Below are 19,840 nucleotides of genomic sequence, written 5' to 3'. Positions count from 1 at the left end.
CGTGGGTTCGGTCCTCCATCCAGTGTTACCTGGACTTCAACCTGGACATGGGTAGATCACCTGGTTTCGGGTCTACAACCACATACTAAAATCGCCCTATTCAGACTCGCTTTCGCTGCGGCTCCGTCTTATCAACTTAACCTTGCATGTAATCGTAACTCGCCGGTTCATTCTACAAAAGGCACGCCATCACCCGTTAAAGGGCTTTGACTACTTGTAGGCACACGGTTTCAGGAACTATTTCACTCCCCTTCCGGGGTGCTTTTCACCTTTCCCTCACGGTACTGGTTCACTATCGGTCACTAGGGAGTATTTAGCCTTGGGAGATGGTCCTCCCAGCTTCCGGCGGGATTTCTCGTGTCCCGCCGTACTCAGGATCCACTCAAGAGGGAACGAAGTTTCGACTACAGGGTTTTTACCTTCTTTGACCAGCCTTTCCAGACTTGTTCATCTACCCCGTTCCTTTGTAACTCCATATAGAGTGTCCTACAACCCCAAGAGGCAAGCCTCTTGGTTTGGGCTAATCCCGTTTCGCTCGCCGCTACTGGGGGAATCGCAATTGCTTTCTCTTCCTCCGGGTACTTAGATGTTTCAGTTCCCCGGGTCTGCCTTCAATACCCTATGTATTCAGGTAAAGATTCTATCCTATTAAAGATAGAGGGTTTCCCCATTCGGAAATCTCTGGATCAATGCTTACTTACAGCTCCCCAAAGCATATCGGTGTTAGTCCCGTCCTTCATCGGCTCCTAGTGCCAAGGCATTCACCGTGCGCCCTTTCTAACTTAACCATTAATTAAATCAGAAAAAAATACTAAAATGGCGATCACTCGGTTATTTCTTGGTTCTTCATTACATTATCTAGTTTTCAAAGAACAATCATTCATGAGGAATTACTCCCTCAAAACTAAACAAACAAAAAGTGTCAACGTTCATCTCGTAAGAGATGTTCCGTGTATATCCTTAGAAAGGAGGTGATCCAGCCGCACCTTCCGATACGGCTACCTTGTTACGACTTCACCCCAATCATCTGTCCCACCTTAGGCGGCTGGCTCCTTGCGGTTACCCCACCGACTTCGGGTGTTACAAACTCTCGTGGTGTGACGGGCGGTGTGTACAAGACCCGGGAACGTATTCACCGCGGCATGCTGATCCGCGATTACTAGCGATTCCGGCTTCATGTAGGCGAGTTGCAGCCTACAATCCGAACTGAGAATGGTTTTATGGGATTGGCTAAACCTCGCGGTCTCGCAGCCCTTTGTACCATCCATTGTAGCACGTGTGTAGCCCAGGTCATAAGGGGCATGATGATTTGACGTCATCCCCACCTTCCTCCGGTTTGTCACCGGCAGTCTCCTTAGAGTGCCCAACCTAATGCTGGCAACTAAGAATAAGGGTTGCGCTCGTTGCGGGACTTAACCCAACATCTCACGACACGAGCTGACGACAACCATGCACCACCTGTCACTCTGTCCCCCGAAGAGGAAAGTCCTATCTCTAGGATTGTCAGAGGATGTCAAGACCTGGTAAGGTTCTTCGCGTTGCTTCGAATTAAACCACATGCTCCACCGCTTGTGCGGGTCCCCGTCAATTCCTTTGAGTTTCAGCCTTGCGGCCGTACTCCCCAGGCGGAGTGCTTAATGCGTTTGCTGCAGCACTAAAGGGCGGAAACCCTCTAACACTTAGCACTCATCGTTTACGGCGTGGACTACCAGGGTATCTAATCCTGTTTGCTCCCCACGCTTTCGCGCCTCAGCGTCAGTTACAGGCCAAAAAGTCGCCTTCGCCACTGGTGTTCCTCCACATCTCTACGCATTTCACCGCTACACGTGGAATTCCACTTTTCTCTCCTGCACTCAAGTCCCCCAGTTTCCAATGACCCTCCACGGTTGAGCCGTGGGCTTTCACATCAGACTTAAAGGACCGCCTGCGCGCGCTTTACGCCCAATAATTCCGGACAACGCTTGCCACCTACGTATTACCGCGGCTGCTGGCACGTAGTTAGCCGTGGCTTTCTGGTTAGGTACCGTCAAGGTACGAGCAGTTACTCTCGTACTTGTTCTTCCCTAACAACAGAGTTTTACGATCCGAAAACCTTCATCACTCACGCGGCGTTGCTCCGTCAGACTTTCGTCCATTGCGGAAGATTCCCTACTGCTGCCTCCCGTAGGAGTCTGGGCCGTGTCTCAGTCCCAGTGTGGCCGATCACCCTCTCAGGTCGGCTACGCATCGTTGCCTTGGTGAGCCGTTACCTCACCAACTAGCTAATGCGCCGCGGGCCCATCTGTAAGTGACAGCTTACGCCGTCTTTTAGCTTACCAACATGAGTTGATAAGAATTATCCGGTATTAGCTCCGGTTTCCCGAAGTTATCCCAGTCTTACAGGCAGGTTGCCCACGTGTTACTCACCCGTCCGCCGCTAATCTTTGGGAGCAAGCTCCCTCAGATTCGCTCGACTTGCATGTATTAGGCACGCCGCCAGCGTTCGTCCTGAGCCAGGATCAAACTCTCCAATAAAGTGTTTGATAAAGCTCATAAAATTAGTTACCTGAAAGGCAACTAATTTTGTTACATATAGTAACTAGAATTAACGTTGACGTTTTTGTTTGTTTAGTTTTCAAAGAGCAATTTTTATGGAGCGGGTGAAGGGAATCGAACCCTCGACAACAGCTTGGAAGGCTGTGGTTTTACCACTAAACTACACCCGCAAAATTATCATATTCATGGCGCGCCCGAAAGGAGTCGAACCCATAACCTTCTGATCCGTAGTCAGACGCTCTATCCAATTGAGCTACGGGCGCATATGTTACAAAAGCAACTTTTATATAATATCAATTCAATCTATTAATGTCAAGTTCTTTATAAAATCTTTTTTATTGGTGCGGCCGAGAAGAGTCGAACTTCCACGGGGTTACCCCCACTAGGCCCTCAACCTAGCGCGTCTGCCATTCCGCCACGACCGCATTAAGTAAAAGTGACACAATATATAATACCATAAAATCTAAAATAGATTCAATGGCAATTAATGGCAAATATAAATCTCAAACAACAGATTTAGGGTGTTTTTTATACTAAATGGCTAATCGAAAATCAAATGATATCATTAGAGGATTTTTAACAAACGACGCTTAATCTTTTTATTAGATAGGTAAACTTATTAAATCGGAGGATCTAACGAAGAAAGAACCTTCTAATTAAACTAAGTTAATCTTATAAAATAAAAAAATGGCTGGGCTAGCAGGATTCGAACCTACGAATGACGGAGTCAAAGTCCGTTGCCTTACCACTTGGCTATAGCCCAACATTTAAATGGCGGTCCGGACGGGACTCGAACCCGCGACCTCCTGCGTGACAGGCAGGCATTCTAACCAACTGAACTACCGGACCATTTGATTTACAAAGAATATACTGGCATCTACACTTGCCACAGGATGTGGCAGGTTTTTAGTAGATGCTCCCTATTATAGTGACCCGTACGGGATTCGAACCCGTGTTACCGCCGTGAAAGGGCGGTGTCTTAACCGCTTGACCAACGGGCCATTGTAACATGGCGGAGAAGGAGGGATTTGAACCCTCGCGCCGCTCGCGCGACCTACACCCTTAGCAGGGGCGCCTCTTCAGCCTCTTGAGTACTTCCCCAAATGGCTCCGCAGGTAGGATTCGAACCTACGACCGATCGGTTAACAGCCGATAGCTCTACCACTGAGCTACTGCGGAATAATTAATACTTTTCCCTAAACTTATATAGTGGTCTTGTGCGCTAAAAGCCTTGGGCTTTTATTGCAAAACGATTCCCCTGCGGGACGATTCGTTTCTCTACCACTGAGCTACTGCGGAATAACTTTGATTTCTTAACTTGTCCGAACCATTTACCTCGATTCGACTCTTTATATTATATTTACACATAAATATAATGTCAAGCTATAAAATAACATTTTTTTCTTCACTTAGAGAGAACTTAATGAAGGAATTAAAATATACCATCATCCTTGTTGTTCGTCAATAGATTTTAGCAGTAATTTTCCGCGACAGCGACCACAAACATATCGACTTGTATCCATTCTCCTTTTTCTTGTAAAAACCAAATGGCAGTTATTACAAATATACGTCAGCACTTTACTCGATTTTCTTCTTACCTTTTCAGCAGGAAGTGTTGAGCAGAACCTTGGCGCTCCTACCTTTTGGAGTAGTTGCTTAAAATCCCGATCACGGTGTTGATACCCCTTCCCCTCAAGATGGAGATGATAGTGACATAATTCATGTTTGATTATCCCAATCAGCTCCCCCATCCCAAACTCATCTAAATACTTTTTATTCATTTCTATATTATGTGATTGCAATAAGTATCTTCCACCTGTAGTTTTTAGCCTTGAATTAAAAACAGCTTGATGTTTAAAAGGTTTATGAAAATATTCAAGTGATATTTCTTCTACCAGCTTTTGTAATTGTTGATTATCCACGCTAATTTAATCCCCCTTCTCCAGATTACAAGTAACTTGACAAACTCTTTGTGCATAAACTAAGAATACTTACCGAGATGTTTATCAGGGAGGTAACATGATGCCCACTTGGTTAAAAAACCAAATGCAAAAAGCATTCTACGAAAAGAATCATTATCAGATTAAATTATTAAACCAGTGCTGGTTTTTCTACAGGAAAACCACAATCGAAAAATAAACAGATCATTGTCCTATTGAGTTTATACAATAGGACAATGATCCGGCATTTATTTATTCATGAGGAGCCAGCATGGTTAAAGACACTCTACCTTTATTTACGTCAATAGAATCCACCCAAACCGTTACAATGTCACCTACTGAAACAACGTCTAACGGGTGTTTGACAAACTTATTACTAAGCTTTGAAATATGTACAAGCCCATCTTGCTTTACACCAATATCAACAAAGGCACCAAAGTCTACAACATTCCTCACAGTACCTTGTAATTCCATCCCAGCTTTTAAATCCTCCAATTTAAGAACATCCTTTTTCAAAAGTGGTGCAGGTAAATCGTCACGCGGATCCCGCTCTGGTCTTGTTAAAGCATCGATAATATCCTTTAATGTAATTTCCCCAATAGTTAATTGCTGTGCAGTTTCTTGGATATCAACCTTACTAAGAGCCTGTTTTAATTCATCTGTACCAAGATCAGCAGCAGTAAATCCCAGTGATTTTAATAGCGTTTTTACTTCATCATAGTTTTCTGGGTGAATTGCTGTACGATCTAACGGATTCTTCCCTTCGATTACCCGTAAGAAACCAATAGCCTGTTCATAGGTTTTGGCTCCTAAACGTGGGATCTTTTTCAATTGTGCCCTCGAAGTAAATCTCCCTTCCTCTTCCCGTTTTTTTACAATGTTATTTGCAACGGTTTTTGAAAGACCAGATACATATTGCAAAAGAGATGGGGAGGCCGTGTTCACATTCACCCCTACTTGGTTAACAACCGTTTCAACAACAAAAGTAAGAGATGCTGATAACCTTTTTTGTGAAACATCGTGCTGATATTGCCCTACACCTACTGACTTCGGATCAATTTTGACTAACTCAGCCAGTGGGTCTTGCAGGCGACGAGCGATTGAAACCGCACTTCTTTCTTCTACTTGATAATCCGGAAATTCTTCTCTTGCAATATCAGATGCCGAATATACACTTGCCCCAGCTTCATTTACGATTAAATAATAGATATCTTCAGGTAATTCCTTTAAGATATCTGCAACAAATTGTTCTGTCTCTCTTGAGGCGGTTCCGTTTCCAATGGCCACCATTTCCACATTGTATTGGCGAAGCATATTGATAAATTTTCCCTTTGCTTCTTTCGTCTTTGAAGCAGGCGGGTGCGGATAAATAACACCGATGTCTAATACTTTTCCTGTTTCATCTATAGCGGCAAGTTTACAGCCTGTCCGGTAAGCTGGATCTACCCCTAATACAACCTTTCCCTTTAATGGAGGCTGAAGCAGTAGATTTCTTAAGTTTTCTGCAAAAATGTGAATCGCTTGTTCTTCGCCCTTCTCAGTGAGTTCATGTCGGATCTCTCTTTCGATTGATGGCTGGATTAAGCGTTTGTATCCATCCTCAATCGCTTCCTTTACAATAGGAGCAGCAAATGACCTTTGATCTTGAATCCACTTTTTATCTAGATATTGAACGATGAAATCGACATTTGGTTTTATGTTCACTCGAAGAATCTCTTCTTTTTCTCCACGGTTCAAAGCAAGGATCCGGTGGGGCACGATTTTGCTCACTGGTTCCTCATATTCATAGTACATTTCATAGACCTTTTTCTCGTCTTTTTCGGCATCTTTAACGGTAGACTCCATGATCCCTTTGTTATGTGTCTCTCTTCTAATCCATTTACGGCTTTCTGCATCATCAGATACCATTTCAGCAATAATATCTTTTGCTCCTGCAATGACATCTTCTATACTGTTTACTTCTTTTTCTTGCGATAGATACTTTTTAGCTTCTTCTTCTAATGAACTTTGTTTAGGGAATGTAAGTAACCAAAGAGCAAATGGTTCTAATCCCTTTTCTTTAGCCACTGTCGCTTTTGTTCGTCTTTTTTGTTTGTAAGGTCGGTATAGATCCTCAATCTCTTGTAGCTTAATGGCATTGTTGATACTTTGTTGTAATTCAGGGGTTAGTTTCCCTTGCTCATCAATAAGACGAGTTACTTCTTCTTTCCTCTGTTCAAGGTTTTGTATGTATTGAGCTCTTTCCATTATGTCACGAATTTGGACTTCATCCAAAGAGCCAGTTTGCTCTTTACGATATCGGGCTATAAAAGGGACAGTGTTTCCTTCCTCCAGCATCGATAATACATTTTTTACTTGTTTTACACTTATAGATTGTTCCGATGCAATTAATTGAAACATTGTATCTTGCTTGTCGATTGTTTTTTCCAATGAAACAGCCTCCAATGGTATGTTTATAGTTTATTTTAACAAATTCATATAGCGGTTGCCTAATAGCAGCTAAGAAATTGACTAATTATTTCAATCTCACTCATCGTTAAGAGAATTATGGTTTCATGACTTCAAGGCTATTATTTTGCTGTTTCTTATTTGAAGTTATATCACCTTCAGAATCTGTATTCTCCTTTTGCTATTTTCTTGTCCGAGCTCACTCTATCTTCAGACTCTACAAACACTTTTTCTCCACTTCTTGTCCAAAGATGACCTTGAATTCAGCAAAAATAAAAAAACACCCGCTAATTGAATAGTGGGTGTCTAATCTAATATATTAAAATTCAATAAGACCAAGGCTAATCTGAAGGGCTTCGTCTACTTTTTCCATCATTTCATCATCAAGATGAGTAATTTTATCTGTTAAGCGTTGTTTATCTATGGTTCGAATTTGTTCTAGTAAAATGACCGAATCTCTTTCAAAACCATAACGTTTCGCATCAATTTCAACATGAGTGGGCAGCTTAGCTTTTTGTATCTGTGCTGTAATTGCTGCTATGATTACTGTGGGACTAAAGCGATTCCCAATATTATTCTGAATGACGAGTACAGGGCGCACCCCGCCTTGTTCAGAACCAACTACTGGGGAAAGGTCCGCAAAATAAACGTCTCCACGCTTGACAATCAAAGGATTATCCCCCGCTTACTTGACGTTCAACAGTATGTTCTGCCTCATATTCTGCTTGAAATGCTTCAGATGCAATCGTCAAATTTATTTTGGCCATTTCCATATAGCCCCGTCTCATAGATTCGCGAATTTGTCTTTTTTTCCGTTCACGCAGGTACGCTTTTGTAGCTTGGTAAATAAATTCACTACGATTAACATTTTCTTGTTTTACAAATCCGTCTAATTCACTTAATAGATGTTGCGGTAATTTTACCATTATCTCTGTCGTCATACTTGATTCAGACACAATTGCACACCTCCACCATCAGTACACACCAATTCACTCTCTACCATTGTTTATCATATCATTAATTTTATTCCATGCAAAGATAAATTAGTCACTCCCACACTATTATCGTCCAAAAAAAATCCCTTTTATGCATAATACGCTTGGTTCATGATAAAAATGTTGAGATTTTTACAATATAACACTTTATATCATCATATCTATGAAATCAACCCATTGGAAACTTCTACAATTTCCCCACCCTGTATATATACGCGCGGAACTCGATTTGATACCATACATGTAACCTCATAATTGATTGTTTCTAATTTTTTAGCAATCTCATTGACTGAAATATACTCCGCACCTTGAGAACCAATTAGCGTTACTTCTGTTCCAACAGGTAGAGAAGATGGCAGTTTAATCGTGGTTTGGTCCATACATACTCTTCCAACAATTGGAACTCTTTGACCGTCAACCAGAACCTCTTGACCTTGTAATTTTCGAATCCAACCATCCGCATATCCAATTGGCAATGTCCCGATCCACTCTTCACCACTCGCTTCATAAGTTGAACCATAGCCTACTTTTTCACCTTTTTGGATCTTCTTAACATGAACTAATTTTGTTTTTAATGATATGGCTTGTTTTAATGGATACGGTAGTTCCGGCTCAATCTCCAGTGATGGCGTTAGACCATACATTGAAATTCCAAATCGAACAGCATTAAAATATCCTTCAGGATAACGAAGCGCTGCAGCTGAATTACTACTGTGGACGATTTCTGGACGTTGCTTAAAGCTCTTTAGTAATTCTTCAAAAGTTGATAATTGCTGATTATAATAAGTTTTATCTAAGGAATCTGCTTGAGCAAAATGTGTAAATGTTCCCTCTAAATAAAATGCCGAATGCTCACTAATATATTCCTCAATTTCTTCTATTTCTTTACCTGACTTAATACCAATTCTCCCCATTCCTGTATCTATTTTTAAATGAATACGTAAGCGCTTACTTTTGTTCAACTCTTCATTCGCTTGTTTCAACCAATCCAGTTGGAAAACCGTTAGAGTTAAGTCAAGTTCTGCTGCAAGTGCTGCATCCTGTGGACGAGTTGCTCCTAGTATGAGAATAGGTGCTTTTATTCCTTTTTGGCGTAAAGAAAGAGCTTCATCAAAAGTCGCTACAGCTAAAAAGTTAGCTCCTGCACTAAGTGCTGTGCGTGCCACTTGAACATCCCCATGTCCATATGCATTCGCTTTAACAACGGCAAATACTTTAACCTCTTCCGGTAATATATTGATTAAAGACTGTACATGATAAAAGATATGGTCCAAATTTATTTCTGCCCATGTGTCACGGTAAAATGATTGTAATTCCATTGCTCCTGATGACCTCCCTTGATTTGACAATAAACTACTTAATTCGATTATCAGACTATAATTTTGAGATGTCAATGAACTTTTGATAACTTTATGATACTTTTCCTAACGTTAGCTTTTTTAGGAAACTCCATAAAAAAACAGACACCCTGTATAAAGAGTGTCTGTTTTCGTTTTTATTTAATCGGTTCTTCTCGAACGGTTTGAGCAATTTCTCTCATTTCTTCAGGAGTCAGATCGTTAGAGGCAATCATGAATTCTACTCCATCTACCGTCCATGTTAAACTATTTTCTGTTTGGGCTCCTAACGTAAAGCCAAGATCAACAATTTCTCCAGAAATATGCGTTGGACCCGCTGTAGCAGGCATAACTGTCGCTTTTTCCTGAACTAAAGTAAAGGACTTCTCACCTTCATACGTTAATACAACACGTTTTCCATCTTCCGTTTTAACGTCTTTTTCTCCAACTAATTCTGCTCCATGAATTTCTTCAGGATACATCACGGAGAAATCTTTATCCTTCACATCAGCCATAACTGTTTTATCCAATTGTGCGCCAGTCATATTTTTTTGCATATTAAAATCATTTTTATCAAAAGTCGCTTTAAAGTCCATTGCAGAGAAATCAACGGTCACTAGTGGATTACGGTCTGAATCCATAACTTTAACGGATACAGGTGCTAAATCCTTCTTATTTAAGGTAACTTCTTGATAAGGAAGCATTTTATTATTTTGATAACGTGTTTTTGTTTCAAAAACATAATGCTCTTTCGTCTCTTTAAACTTCGCTTCTTTATCTTCCATAATATCCTTGATTAACGACTCATATAGATAGGCTTGAGAACTATTTTGCGGCCAATCGCTTTGGAATTTAAAGCTTTTATTTAATGCTGGTGTTAGAACAAATACACCTTCCTCATTGCGAAGAATCATTTGGTTTTGTTCTTTTTCAGCATTTTGTAGACTTACTCGGTAAAAATCAGGATCTTTGTGCCAAATTTCTACTTGATACTCATGTGGTTCTGTTCCCATTTGAAGAGTCATCGTTGCTTTAACCTTATAGCCTGTTAATTCCTGTTGTTTCTTATCTAGTTCACTTACAACATCTTCTTGTGACTTCGGTCCACAAGCAGATAACACAAGGATGGCAATCATCCCTATCATCAACATCCATAACCTTCTCTTCATACCTTCAACCCCTTTTGTCTCATTTCATGTAGACTGAAAGACTAGCCGTAAGCGCTTGTCTACCCTATGCATTATGAATATATGAGACGACCCTAGAGAATATGACGAGCAAGTTTGAAGGTTATTAGAATAACCTGCTATACATTTTCGATGATAACTTGTGCCACCGCATAGTCAGAACTATGGCTAATGGATAGATGAATTCCTTGGTTAACAGGCTTTCTTATGAGCGGTTTTCCATATTGATCATTTTCAATTTCAATATCAAGAAAAGATACCTTTTCTCCAATCCCTGTGCCGATGGCTTTTGAAAAAGCCTCTTTGGCTGCATATCTTCCTGCAAGAAATTCGATTTGACGATGACCTGTTAAGCCTTTGTACTTTTCCTTTTCCTGTTCAGTTAATATACGATCTACAAATTTTTGATGCCTTTGTAAAATCTTTTTAATCCTCTTTATCTCAACGATATCAAGACCGATTCCCGTGATCATCCATATCACCCCTTCTTGGGACTAAAAAAATGACTGGCATACTTATGTCCATTTTTCCCATACATTTTATATAGAGCCTTCTTAATCTAATTGGTAGTTACTAGGAAAACGTCTATGATAAGATAGACGTAACATGCAAAAAGCAGGAGGAATTTATGTTTATTCGAACGGAGAGTTTCAAAGAGTTTATTCGTTATTATCCAGTTGTATCTCTCATTATTGCCATCCAGCTTATTCTCTATTTAATAACCTCATTGCCTTTTCTTTCCCAGGGTCTATGGTTTGAAAAACTATCTGGCATTAATTTATATATTTGGGCTGGTGAGTGGTGGAGACTCATTACTCCGATTTTTCTACACCTTGGCTTTTCCCACATTCTTTTTAATAGCTTTTCTTTAATTCTCTTTGGACCAGGTTTAGAAAGAATTCTTGGCAAATCCAAATTTATTACCGTTTATCTTCTCACCGGGATTTCTGCAAATATTGCCACCTTACTCATTGAGCCTATCACTTACATCCATGTTGGCGCTAGCGGAGCTATTTTTGGTCTTTTCGGTATGTATATTAGCATTGCTATGTTCAAAAAACAGCTTCTCTCAAGGGATAATCGACAGCTTATTATGACTATTGCCATCATCAGTATTATCATGACGTTCTTCCAATCAAACATTAACGTGATCGGTCATATCTTTGGCTTTATTTCAGGCTTCCTCATCGGTGTTCTCTCATTTAGAAAAAGAGGCTAAAGAAGCCTCTTTTTTTACTATTCGCTTTTATATTGATACCAATTATAGATTTCCTTAACATCCTTGGCTTCTAAATCAATTACCGTTCCACCTGAACCGCCAATCCCAGATACAATCGAAGCCTCAATTGAGGCAAGGGATTGTTTATCCTGAAAATAACTGTTCCACATCGATAAAGATTGGATTTTATTTTTCCTCATAAAGATCGTATTCTTATCTATTCTTCGATAAGTAAGGGTTAATTGCTGCTCATTTAAATTCCATCCAGCGTCTTTATGCTTTAAATACGCCCAGAAGGCAGAGAGTGGGAGAAGCAATAAAGACAAATACCCCCATGGTCTGAAGAAGATTAACGAAACAAGAATGATGATTATAGGTATAATCATCCCTCGCAACAGATATCTTCTTAACGCTCGTTTTGGTGCCCGAACCATTTTAGGAGCGAACTGATAATCAGATAATAACGGGGTTAATAAATCCTCTACTTCTCTTTTCTTTATGATTGGTAAAAGCAGTGTCTTTGATAACGCATCTTTTTCTAATGAGCCTCCTGCACTTTCTAAATAAACCGAACAGAGCCCAAAAGGCTGCCTAACCATATTTTCGCTTACCATAATCCCTTGAATCCGATTAAGCGGGACGGTTAGTTGCCGTTTCTCCAGTAGCCCTCTTGAAATGATTAAGTCATCTTCTTTCTTTACGACTGTATAGCCAGCATACTTTAGTATCGTTCCAACTATTGCTATGACCCAAGCAAATAATAAAACAAGAAAGACAAGGATGCTAATAAATAGGATTCCATTTGCAATTAGTCCCTGAAATTCTTTTACTAGAAAATCATATGGGATTAATTCATCAAATTGAAGAATAAAGGCAATCGCCCCAGAAATAACAACCCCAGCTCCACCAGAAGTAGATGCTAACAAAATCAATTGGGCAGGGGTCATTTTATAGACTACTTCTTGTTCATGGGGATCAGCTTCGTTTACCTCTGATTTTTCATGATATTTAATGGATGTTAAAATCTCTTGAATGGCTAAAGCATCCGACTTTTTAATAGCTGTCAGTACTGCCTCAGCCTCTGTTGGAGAGCTTGAACCCGCTGTTTCTATTTTTACTTTTACAAGTTCAAAAGGTCTTTGCAACAGTCCTTCTGAAAAATCAAGACTTTGAATGCGTTCAAAAGGGATGTACCGTTTCTTTTTCACAAACAAGCCAGATTCTATTCTTAATTCTCCATCTTCCACACGATATGTAAAACGGAACCAAGACAGAATCCCACTGATTAACGAAAATAAAATAAAAACGGTGAAGACCGCTACTTGCCAAATTCCAAAACCTGAGTCATTCCCTCCAAAAAAGAGGATAAGAACAAGCGGTAAAATCGCCTCTTTCAAACTTTTCAAGAAACTGATAACAGCTGCAACAGGATGAAGTCTTCTTGGTTCAGACATCTTCTTCTGCCACCCTTGCCAGTCTTGAAATTGCATGGCGCATTTCTTCTGCTTCTTCAACATCTAATGCCGGAATTTGATGAACCGTCGCTGCGGTTGAAATGGATACCGTCGCTAAATCATATTTTCGTAAAAACGGTCCTTGCTCGGTATCTACATGTTGTACCCGAACCATTGGGACAAGCGTCCGTTTTATAACAAATATCCCCTTTTGTATTTCTACTTCCTGCTCCCGAACCTCATATCGAATGTGCTTCCATCGCAACTGAGGAATGAGGAAGATTTCAAGATAAGCTAAAATCAAAAATAATATAATAGCTATAACACTTATCCAAATTGGCCAGTCAAAAATAACACTTAATGTGATTAGACCCGCTACGAATAATAGCTCCAATAAGGCAATGATGACTGCTGTTATTCTCCAGACAGACAATGCCCTTTCGGATATCCTTTTTTCCGGTGGTTGGGGTAACATGATTTCCCTCCTCTGACTTTTTTGTAAAGTTATAATGTTGCATACGTTTTTATTCGACATAAGTTTCACACAATCCTATGGGTATCATTCATAAAAAAAGTATACCACTATGAAAGTGATATACTTTAAGTTCTTATCGATAGCTGTTTGATTTTGTTTTGTAGGAATTATTCGATCTTTTATTGTTATTACTATGACCTTGACGGGATTTCATTGGCGCTCTTTTCCCTTTATACGAGTCATAGCCTCGTTTATTACGATCATCATATTTACGGTCCCGTTTAACCGGAAGAGGCTTCTCTTCTGTAAGCTTAACAGGAGTTGTATCAGGCTCTTTCGTAAGTAACTTTAATACAGCCGCAACAATGGATGTTGCATCATGATCTTCTAACAATTCATTTGCTGCTTGTTTATAATACTGCAAGTTATTAGATTCAATCGTTTGTGTGATTTTCTCTTTTGCCGCTTTTTGTTGTCCTTCTAGTGCTTCATCAAGGGTAGGCGGCTCCATGCGTTCCATTTTCTTTCTTGTTGTTTTTTCAACAACATGTAGATAAGACTTTTCACGAGGAGTAATAAACGTGATTGCCACACCTTCTTTTCCTGCACGACCTGTACGTCCAATCCGGTGGACATAAGACTCAGGATCCTGTGGAATATCAAAATTATAAACATGTGTCACACCGGAAATATCAAGTCCACGTGCAGCCACGTCTGTTGCCACTAAAACATCAATGGATCCCTCTTTAAATTTTCTCAAGACAGAAAGTCTTTTCGCCTGACTTAAATCGCCATGAATTCCCTCTGCATTATAGCCACGTAGATTCAACGCTTCCGATAATTCATCTACCCTTCTTTTTGTCCGCCCAAAGATAATCGCAAGTTCTGGGGATTGAATATCAAGCAATCTTGTAAGTACGTCAAATTTACCTTTTTCAGGAATTTCAATATAATATTGATCAATTAAAGATACAGTTACTTCTTTTGTTTTTACTCGAATGATTTGTGGATTCTTCATAAACCTTTCAGCAATTCGTTGAATAGGTCCTGGCATTGTTGCTGAGAAAAGCAATGTTTGGTGTTCTTCAGGAACTTTAGCTAAAATTGCTTCAATATCTTCAATAAATCCCATATTCAGCATTTCATCCGCTTCGTCTAAAACAACCATTTGCACATGGTCAAGGCGAATCGTATTGCGGTTAATATGATCTAGTAAACGTCCAGGAGTCCCAACAATAATATGAGGTGGTCGTTTTAACGCACGAATTTGCCGATTGATATCCTGACCGCCATAAATAGAAAGAACTCGTGCTCGTTTTCCGTAACCGATCTTATAAAGCTCCTCTGATACTTGAATGGCTAATTCCCGTGTTGGCGCAATGATAATTCCTTGTATAATATCCTTACTGTAGTCAATTTTATCAATCATCGGAACACCAAATGCTGTTGTTTTACCTGTACCTGTCTGCGCTTGACCAATTAAATCATTATTTTCCAGTCCTAATGGAATGGTTTCTGCTTGAATGGGAGTCGCTTCTTCAAAGCCCATTCTCTTTAATGATTTTAACGTGGCAGGACTTATACCTAGTTCTTCAAACTTCTTCAAATTATCCAATCTCCTTTAATGGTTACAATCTAAAGTGGCTAGAACATTTCTCCCGAGCCTATATCGAAAGCGCATGCGCTTAATGCAAGTCAATGTTGTAGATTTGGAATAATATTTTCTTTAAAATTCCTGCTAAAATGCGTAAAACGCAATTATATGCGTAAAGTGAAAAAGACATTCTCCAATTGGAGTATGTCTGGATCGAAAGAAATTCTCATTGGCACTTTGAGGTAATTTTAACAGTAATTCAAACTATTTGCAACAGTCCTACTGCCATACGAAGGATCGGATTCGAGAATCCGTCTATTTTAAGTTTAAATGAAACTTTCTCGCTAAGTCTTGATTCATTTGACTTAAACTCTCGGCCATGGCAGAAATTTGGTGGGCCGCACCCGAGATTTCTAGAAAAGAGTGTTTGAACTCGGATACATGGTTACTAATATTTTCAATATGGTCGCTGCCAAGTTTTACGGATTGAACGGAGTTTTCAAAAGACTCCATAATATGTGTATTCAATTCATTAAAGATTTTCGTTTCATTCACAAGCTGTTGAAAGCTTTGTTCAAATTTAACAATCATTTCTTGTACAACGGACACTTGCCCTTGAATATGATCAAGCGCTTCTTCAGTTTGATGAGCTAATTTGCGAACTTCCTGAGCTACAACGGAAAATCCTTTACCACTTTCACCTGCTCTAGCAGCTTCAATCGCTGCATTTAGAGATAAAATATTTGTTTGATTTGAAATGCCTCTAATCGTATTCACAATTTGACCAATACGGTTCGAACTTTCATTCAACTCATCAGTCAAGGATTTCGTATGCTCAATGACGCTAATTACCGTATTCACCTTATCTAATGCCCCTGACACATCATTTTTTCCATATTGGGCATGCGTCAGCATTTCTTTAGAAGAACTCTTTAAATCATCGATATTAACAAGAATTCTTTTAACCACTTCTTGCTTATCTTCAATAGCAGTAGTGGTTTCTAACGCACTTGCCGCTAAAGATGCAGTTGATTCATTAAGCTGATTCTGTATTTCTTTAATTTCATTAAGCTTCATCATGGACGATGTATAGGATTCTATATAAGTGCCAATTGCAATTTGCATATCAAATGAACATAATCGTTGGAAAGAGGTGTAATAAGCCATCACTTCCGAGACATCTGAATATTCACGGATTAGGATCTCTAAGACTTTATTTTGGATAATCGTAAATGCACCCATATACCACTCTGGAGAAAGACCAATTCGATTATGTACTTGTCCAACGATTTTTCTTCGTTCTATATATTGCTCATCTATTTCACCCGATACCATGTCTAATAAGTATTTTGTTAAAGTACGACTTAGCCTATCGATGCTTGAATTCCGTTCAATAATATCAAGCAAATTAGGCATTTGTTGCAACCTGTCATAGAAAACCCCTACAATTTCCGCTACATGTTTTTCCATCATCGGCTTCATCTTATACAAACGACTAATATCTTCAGCGTTCAACTGAACAAAACTTAATTCTAAGGCTCGATCCCCTTTAAGGAGTTTATTGAAACTTTCCTGTCCAGTCCATGGTTGTTCAAGGTATTCCGTATTTTCTGAATCCTTCTTTTGTCTTCTAACCAATGACGCGATTGAGTATTTACTCATTGTTTCCCCCCCACTCGTCCCGTTACTATCTACCTACATTTAAGTATAATGAATTAAATGAAGCAAGCATTAATAATTTATAACATTTCTGTGACATTTTTCGACATATTATGACAAATATTACAAAAAAAGCTGTCCCAAAAGATTCAGGAATGTTAAACCTCCCACCATTAAAAAAATATCATGGTTGGTCCTGCATCTTAACTGGAACAGCACTTTTATTATTTCTCTAAAGCTATTACGACTTCCTCAAGTTTCATTCCTCTTGAAGCTTTTACAAGAATCAATGTTTCTTTATCTGTTAATTTTTTTAGTTCCTCGATTAAAGCAGTTTTATCTGAAAATGACAATACACGCTCATTCGGGAAATTCGTTTTAGCCCCTTCGGCAATATGCGTTGCTAGAGGGCCATAGGTGAACACATAATTTACCTTTTCTGGATCGAGACCCTTTCCAATTTCATAGTGAAAGTTATTTTCTTGCTCTCCTAATTCAAGCATATCCCCAAGTACCACTATTTTTTGATTAAAATCAGGTAAATTGGAGATTAAGTCAATTGCAGCACGCATGGAAGTGGGGCTTGCATTATAAGCATCATTAATGACTCTTTCACCATTTGCCCCTTCCACTAACTCCATTCTCATATTGGTTAACTTAAGATGGGAAAACCCATCGTTCATTTTTTCAAAGGGAATGTTAAAATACTGAGCCACAAGCATCGCACTTAAAGCATTTAACACATTGTGAGCCCCTAAAACAGGTAAATCAAATTCTACATCATTGTCATTCACCTTAAACCTACTGCCACTTTGACTTCCACTGATTTCAACAGGATATAGGTCATTTTGACGGCTTCGACCAAATGTTTTCACTTGGGCATTTCCGTCATAATTGGCAAGGCGCTCTTTAAGCAGTACTTCATCTCCCATGTAAACGATTAATCCATGTTCTTGAAGACCTTGAATAATTTCTAGCTTGGCATCTGCAATGCCGTCTCTTGAGCCTAAATCCTGTAAGTGAGCTTCCCCAATATTTGTAATCACCGTTACATTTGGACGCGCTAACCTTGTTAGGAATTCTATTTCGCCTTTGCCGCTCATCCCCATTTCCAAGACAGCAATTTCTGTATCTTCATCAAGAGAGAGAATGGTTAAAGGCATACCAATATGGTTGTTAAAATTTCCTTCTGTCTTTTTCACTTTATATTGAAGAGCCAAAAGGTTCGCGGTCATATCTTTTACCGTTGTTTTTCCATTACTGCCTGTAATTCCGACTACTTTTACATCGAGCTCATTACGATAACTTCGAGCCAGTTCTTGTAATGCCGTCAGGGTATCCTCAACAATTAAAACAGGTAAATGCAAAGGAGGATTTGGCACATCCTTTTGCCAAAGAGCTGCCGCGGCTCCTTTTTGTAAGGCATCCTCTACGAATCGATGACCATCTGAATGCTCCCCTTTAAAGGGTATAAATAAATTTCCCGGCTGAATTTTTCTCGAATCGATTGATACACCGTCGATCATGATCTCTTGATAGTCGTCTTGAACGTTTTCGGTTTTAATCATGTTTTGAATCTGCTGTAATGTTCTTTTAATCACTCGTTTCCCACCTCATTCGAAAAGTGACAGCGCCTTGCTCAGTTTGGTATGTTTAGCCATGATTACAGGTCATTCGTTTTACAGTCAGGATATACAACGAATGACTCATAAACGCAGCACGTGCCAAAACCGTTAAAATGTATATTTTATACTTTGCTTTTCTTTGTGTCGTTCTATCCCTAATTGAACTAGTCGTTCAATTAATTCTGGATAGGATAAACCACTGTGTTTCCATAGAAGCGGAAACATACTTACTGGTGTAAAACCTGGCATTGTATTGACTTCGTTAATATATGCTTTTCCATCTTTTGTTAAAAAGAAATCCGCGCGAACGAGTCCTGAGCTGTCTAGTGATTTGAATGCCGTAATAGCCATTTGTCTTAGGTTTTCATACTCCTCAGCTGATATTTCAGCAGGAATCACTAATACGGTATTATCATCTTCATACTTAGCTTTGTAATCGTAGAAATCTTTCTTAGGAATGATTTCTCCCGCAACTGAGCATTTAGGATCATCATTTCCGAGTACGGCGATTTCAACTTCTCTCGCGATAACCCCTTCTTCAATAATCACTTTACGGTCAAATTGGAACGCCTCTTGGAATGCTTGGTCTAGTTCATTTCGAGTTGTACATTTGCTAATTCCAACACTAGATCCAAGGTTAGCAGGTTTGACAAAACAAGGATAACCTATCTTCTCCTCAACTTGATCATATACGTTCTGCTGGTTTTGATTCCAATCACTTTTAATGTAGGACACATAGTTTACTTGAGTAAGACCTGCTTGGGCAAAGATATTTTTCATAATGACTTTATCCATACCTGCTGAAGAAGAAAGAACGCCGTTCCCTACATATGGAATATTTAGCAACTCAAGAAACCCTTGAACTGTTCCATCTTCCCCATTGGGTCCATGTAATAGCGGGAAAATGACATCAAGTGCTTTGCCATCGTCCGTTTGGAGGATTGCAGAAGATAGATATTCTCCAGCCTGATCACGGGCACTTGTCAATTTTAGTTCTTCAGTGGATTGAATATTCCCTTCTAATTGTGCACCTTTTACCCATGCACCTGTTTCTGTAATATAAATGGGATAGATTTCAAATTTATCATGGTCTAGCGCTTGTATAACAGCTAAAGCAGTACGCAAAGATACTTGATGTTCAGCTGATTTTCCACCATATAGCAAGCCCAGTTTTGTTTTCATATTTAAACCTCCATTTGTCTGTCCCTACAAACGCCACTTATGCTTTAGAAAATGGCCTGTAAAGCTCAATTGGTCTAACTAACCATTCGATTAGTTTTACGCCTATATTCATTAAACCATTTTACCATTTAATGAAATGAGATAGGAGTGAAAATTATATTAGTTATTTTTGCTAAAAAAAGAAAGTATC

At 39.4% G+C, this 19,840-nt stretch carries 15 protein-coding genes, 8 tRNA genes and 2 rRNA genes (1 of these 25 only partly in view); 2 read left to right on the top strand and 23 right to left on the bottom strand.

Going from position 1 to position 19,840, the window contains the following annotated elements:
- The 11 genes from Q5760_RS01735 to Q5760_RS01685 form a co-directional block, all read right to left on the bottom strand.
- Positions 1 to 788: ribosomal RNA gene (locus tag Q5760_RS01735) — 23S ribosomal RNA — on the bottom strand (it extends 2,148 nt beyond the left edge of the window).
- Positions 789 to 964: 176 nt separating this feature from the next.
- Positions 965 to 2,514 (bottom strand): 16S ribosomal RNA (locus tag Q5760_RS01730).
- Together the 16S and 23S rRNA genes with 8 tRNA genes alongside form the textbook arrangement of a ribosomal RNA operon.
- Positions 2,515 to 2,631: 117 nt before the next feature.
- Positions 2,632 to 2,705: transfer RNA gene (locus Q5760_RS01725), tRNA-Gly, on the bottom strand.
- A gap of 16 nt (positions 2,706 to 2,721) precedes the next feature.
- A tRNA-Arg gene (locus Q5760_RS01720) sits at positions 2,722 to 2,798 on the bottom strand.
- 76 nt (positions 2,799 to 2,874) lie between these two features.
- Positions 2,875 to 2,960: transfer RNA gene (locus Q5760_RS01715), tRNA-Leu, on the bottom strand.
- A 263-nt stretch (positions 2,961 to 3,223) separates the two neighbouring features.
- Positions 3,224 to 3,298, bottom strand: a tRNA-Gln gene (locus Q5760_RS01710).
- Between the two features lie 9 nt (positions 3,299 to 3,307).
- Positions 3,308 to 3,384, bottom strand: a tRNA-Asp gene (locus Q5760_RS01705).
- Between the two features lie 80 nt (positions 3,385 to 3,464).
- Positions 3,465 to 3,536 (bottom strand) — tRNA-Glu (locus Q5760_RS01700).
- 9 nt (positions 3,537 to 3,545) lie between these two features.
- Positions 3,546 to 3,636 (bottom strand) — tRNA-Ser (locus tag Q5760_RS01695).
- A 3-nt stretch (positions 3,637 to 3,639) separates the two neighbouring features.
- Positions 3,640 to 3,714, bottom strand: a tRNA-Asn gene (locus Q5760_RS01690).
- A gap of 266 nt (positions 3,715 to 3,980) precedes the next feature.
- Positions 3,981 to 4,457 carry a SprT family protein gene (locus Q5760_RS01685; RefSeq protein WP_428910567.1) on the bottom strand — a complete coding sequence of 159 codons (477 nt, stop codon included), beginning with the start codon at positions 4,455 to 4,457 and terminating at the stop codon, positions 3,981 to 3,983.
- Between the two features lie 100 nt (positions 4,458 to 4,557).
- Between Q5760_RS01685 and cmpA the strand changes: the two genes are divergently transcribed.
- On the top strand, positions 4,558 to 4,674 hold the full coding sequence (gene cmpA, locus Q5760_RS01680) for a cortex morphogenetic protein CmpA (protein WP_428910566.1): 117 nt from the start codon (positions 4,558 to 4,560) through the stop codon (positions 4,672 to 4,674).
- Between the two features lie 53 nt (positions 4,675 to 4,727).
- On the opposite strand, the gene Q5760_RS01675 is transcribed toward cmpA, so the two are convergent.
- The 6 genes from Q5760_RS01675 to acpS all read right to left on the bottom strand — a co-directional run bounded on the left by Q5760_RS01675 (position 4,728) and on the right by acpS (position 10,915).
- On the bottom strand, positions 4,728 to 6,905 hold the full coding sequence (locus Q5760_RS01675; protein ID WP_428910565.1) for a Tex family protein: 2,178 nt from the start codon (positions 6,903 to 6,905) through the stop codon (positions 4,728 to 4,730).
- Positions 6,906 to 7,242: 337 nt separating this feature from the next.
- On the bottom strand, positions 7,243 to 7,593 hold the full coding sequence (gene ndoA, locus Q5760_RS01670; protein ID WP_428910564.1) for a type II toxin-antitoxin system endoribonuclease NdoA: 351 nt from the start codon (positions 7,591 to 7,593) through the stop codon (positions 7,243 to 7,245).
- 4 nt (positions 7,594 to 7,597) lie between these two features.
- Complete coding sequence (locus Q5760_RS01665; RefSeq protein ID WP_428910563.1) at positions 7,598 to 7,879, bottom strand: CopG family ribbon-helix-helix protein; 282 nt, start codon at positions 7,877 to 7,879, stop codon at positions 7,598 to 7,600.
- 200 nt (positions 7,880 to 8,079) lie between these two features.
- On the bottom strand, positions 8,080 to 9,237 hold the full coding sequence (gene alr, locus Q5760_RS01660) for an alanine racemase (RefSeq protein ID WP_428910562.1): 1,158 nt from the start codon (positions 9,235 to 9,237) through the stop codon (positions 8,080 to 8,082).
- Between the two features lie 176 nt (positions 9,238 to 9,413).
- Positions 9,414 to 10,424: a LolA family protein gene (locus Q5760_RS01655; RefSeq protein ID WP_428910561.1), complete on the bottom strand. Its 1,011-nt coding sequence runs from the start codon at positions 10,422 to 10,424 to the stop codon at positions 9,414 to 9,416.
- 137 nt (positions 10,425 to 10,561) lie between these two features.
- A complete protein-coding gene (gene acpS / locus Q5760_RS01650; RefSeq protein ID WP_428910560.1) occupies positions 10,562 to 10,915 on the bottom strand; it encodes a holo-ACP synthase in 354 nt (117 codons plus the stop codon).
- A gap of 155 nt (positions 10,916 to 11,070) precedes the next feature.
- On the opposite strand from acpS, the gene Q5760_RS01645 reads away from it, so the two are divergent.
- The gene (locus Q5760_RS01645; RefSeq protein ID WP_428910559.1) at positions 11,071 to 11,661 is read left to right on the top strand and encodes a rhomboid family intramembrane serine protease; all 591 of its coding nucleotides are present in this window, start codon (positions 11,071 to 11,073) and stop codon (positions 11,659 to 11,661) included.
- Positions 11,662 to 11,678: 17 nt separating this feature from the next.
- On the opposite strand, the gene Q5760_RS01640 is transcribed toward Q5760_RS01645, so the two are convergent.
- The 6 genes from Q5760_RS01640 to Q5760_RS01615 form a co-directional block, all read right to left on the bottom strand.
- On the bottom strand, positions 11,679 to 13,115 hold the full coding sequence (locus Q5760_RS01640) for a PH domain-containing protein (protein ID WP_428910558.1): 1,437 nt from the start codon (positions 13,113 to 13,115) through the stop codon (positions 11,679 to 11,681).
- Positions 13,108 to 13,590, bottom strand: coding sequence for a PH domain-containing protein (locus tag Q5760_RS01635; RefSeq protein WP_428910557.1), 483 nt, complete (start codon positions 13,588 to 13,590; stop codon positions 13,108 to 13,110). The genes Q5760_RS01640 and Q5760_RS01635 overlap by 8 nt, the downstream gene beginning before the upstream one ends.
- 133 nt (positions 13,591 to 13,723) lie before the next feature.
- The gene (locus tag Q5760_RS01630) at positions 13,724 to 15,196 is read right to left on the bottom strand and encodes a DEAD/DEAH box helicase (RefSeq protein ID WP_428910556.1); all 1,473 of its coding nucleotides are present in this window, start codon (positions 15,194 to 15,196) and stop codon (positions 13,724 to 13,726) included.
- Positions 15,197 to 15,499: 303 nt separating this feature from the next.
- On the bottom strand, positions 15,500 to 16,846 hold the full coding sequence (locus tag Q5760_RS01625; RefSeq protein ID WP_428910555.1) for a protoglobin domain-containing protein: 1,347 nt from the start codon (positions 16,844 to 16,846) through the stop codon (positions 15,500 to 15,502).
- 221 nt (positions 16,847 to 17,067) lie between these two features.
- On the bottom strand, positions 17,068 to 18,444 hold the full coding sequence (locus tag Q5760_RS01620) for a UDP-N-acetylmuramoyl-tripeptide--D-alanyl-D-alanine ligase (RefSeq protein ID WP_428910554.1): 1,377 nt from the start codon (positions 18,442 to 18,444) through the stop codon (positions 17,068 to 17,070).
- Between the two features lie 132 nt (positions 18,445 to 18,576).
- On the bottom strand, positions 18,577 to 19,650 hold the full coding sequence (locus Q5760_RS01615; RefSeq protein ID WP_428910553.1) for a D-alanine--D-alanine ligase: 1,074 nt from the start codon (positions 19,648 to 19,650) through the stop codon (positions 18,577 to 18,579).
- Between the last annotated feature and the right edge of the window lie 190 nt (positions 19,651 to 19,840).

It is taken from the genome of Niallia sp. Kr1 (assembly GCF_050389805.1).
GTDB lineage: Bacteria > Bacillota > Bacilli > Bacillales > Cytobacillaceae > Bacillus_BD.
Note: the sequence above shows the minus strand (reverse complement) of the source record. Positions and strands in the feature narration are given on the sequence as shown.

What these genes read in the sequence shown, in the direction of transcription:
- cmpA (WP_428910566.1), top strand. Translation starts at nt 4,558, where the DNA reads ATGCCCACTTGGTTAAAAAACCAAATGCAAAAAGCATTCTACGAAAAG.
- alr (WP_428910562.1), bottom strand. Translation starts at nt 9,237, where the DNA reads ATGGAATTACAATCATTTTACCGTGACACATGGGCAGAAATAAATTTG.
- Q5760_RS01655 (WP_428910561.1), bottom strand. Translation starts at nt 10,424, where the DNA reads ATGAAGAGAAGGTTATGGATGTTGATGATAGGGATGATTGCCATCCTT.
- acpS (WP_428910560.1), bottom strand. Translation starts at nt 10,915, where the DNA reads ATGATCACGGGAATCGGTCTTGATATCGTTGAGATAAAGAGGATTAAA.
- Q5760_RS01645 (WP_428910559.1), top strand. Translation starts at nt 11,071, where the DNA reads ATGTTTATTCGAACGGAGAGTTTCAAAGAGTTTATTCGTTATTATCCA.
- Q5760_RS01640 (WP_428910558.1), bottom strand. Translation starts at nt 13,115, where the DNA reads ATGTCTGAACCAAGAAGACTTCATCCTGTTGCAGCTGTTATCAGTTTC.
- Q5760_RS01635 (WP_428910557.1), bottom strand. Translation starts at nt 13,590, where the DNA reads ATGTTACCCCAACCACCGGAAAAAAGGATATCCGAAAGGGCATTGTCT.
- Q5760_RS01625 (WP_428910555.1), bottom strand. Translation starts at nt 16,846, where the DNA reads ATGAGTAAATACTCAATCGCGTCATTGGTTAGAAGACAAAAGAAGGAT.
- Q5760_RS01615 (WP_428910553.1), bottom strand. Translation starts at nt 19,650, where the DNA reads ATGAAAACAAAACTGGGCTTGCTATATGGTGGAAAATCAGCTGAACAT.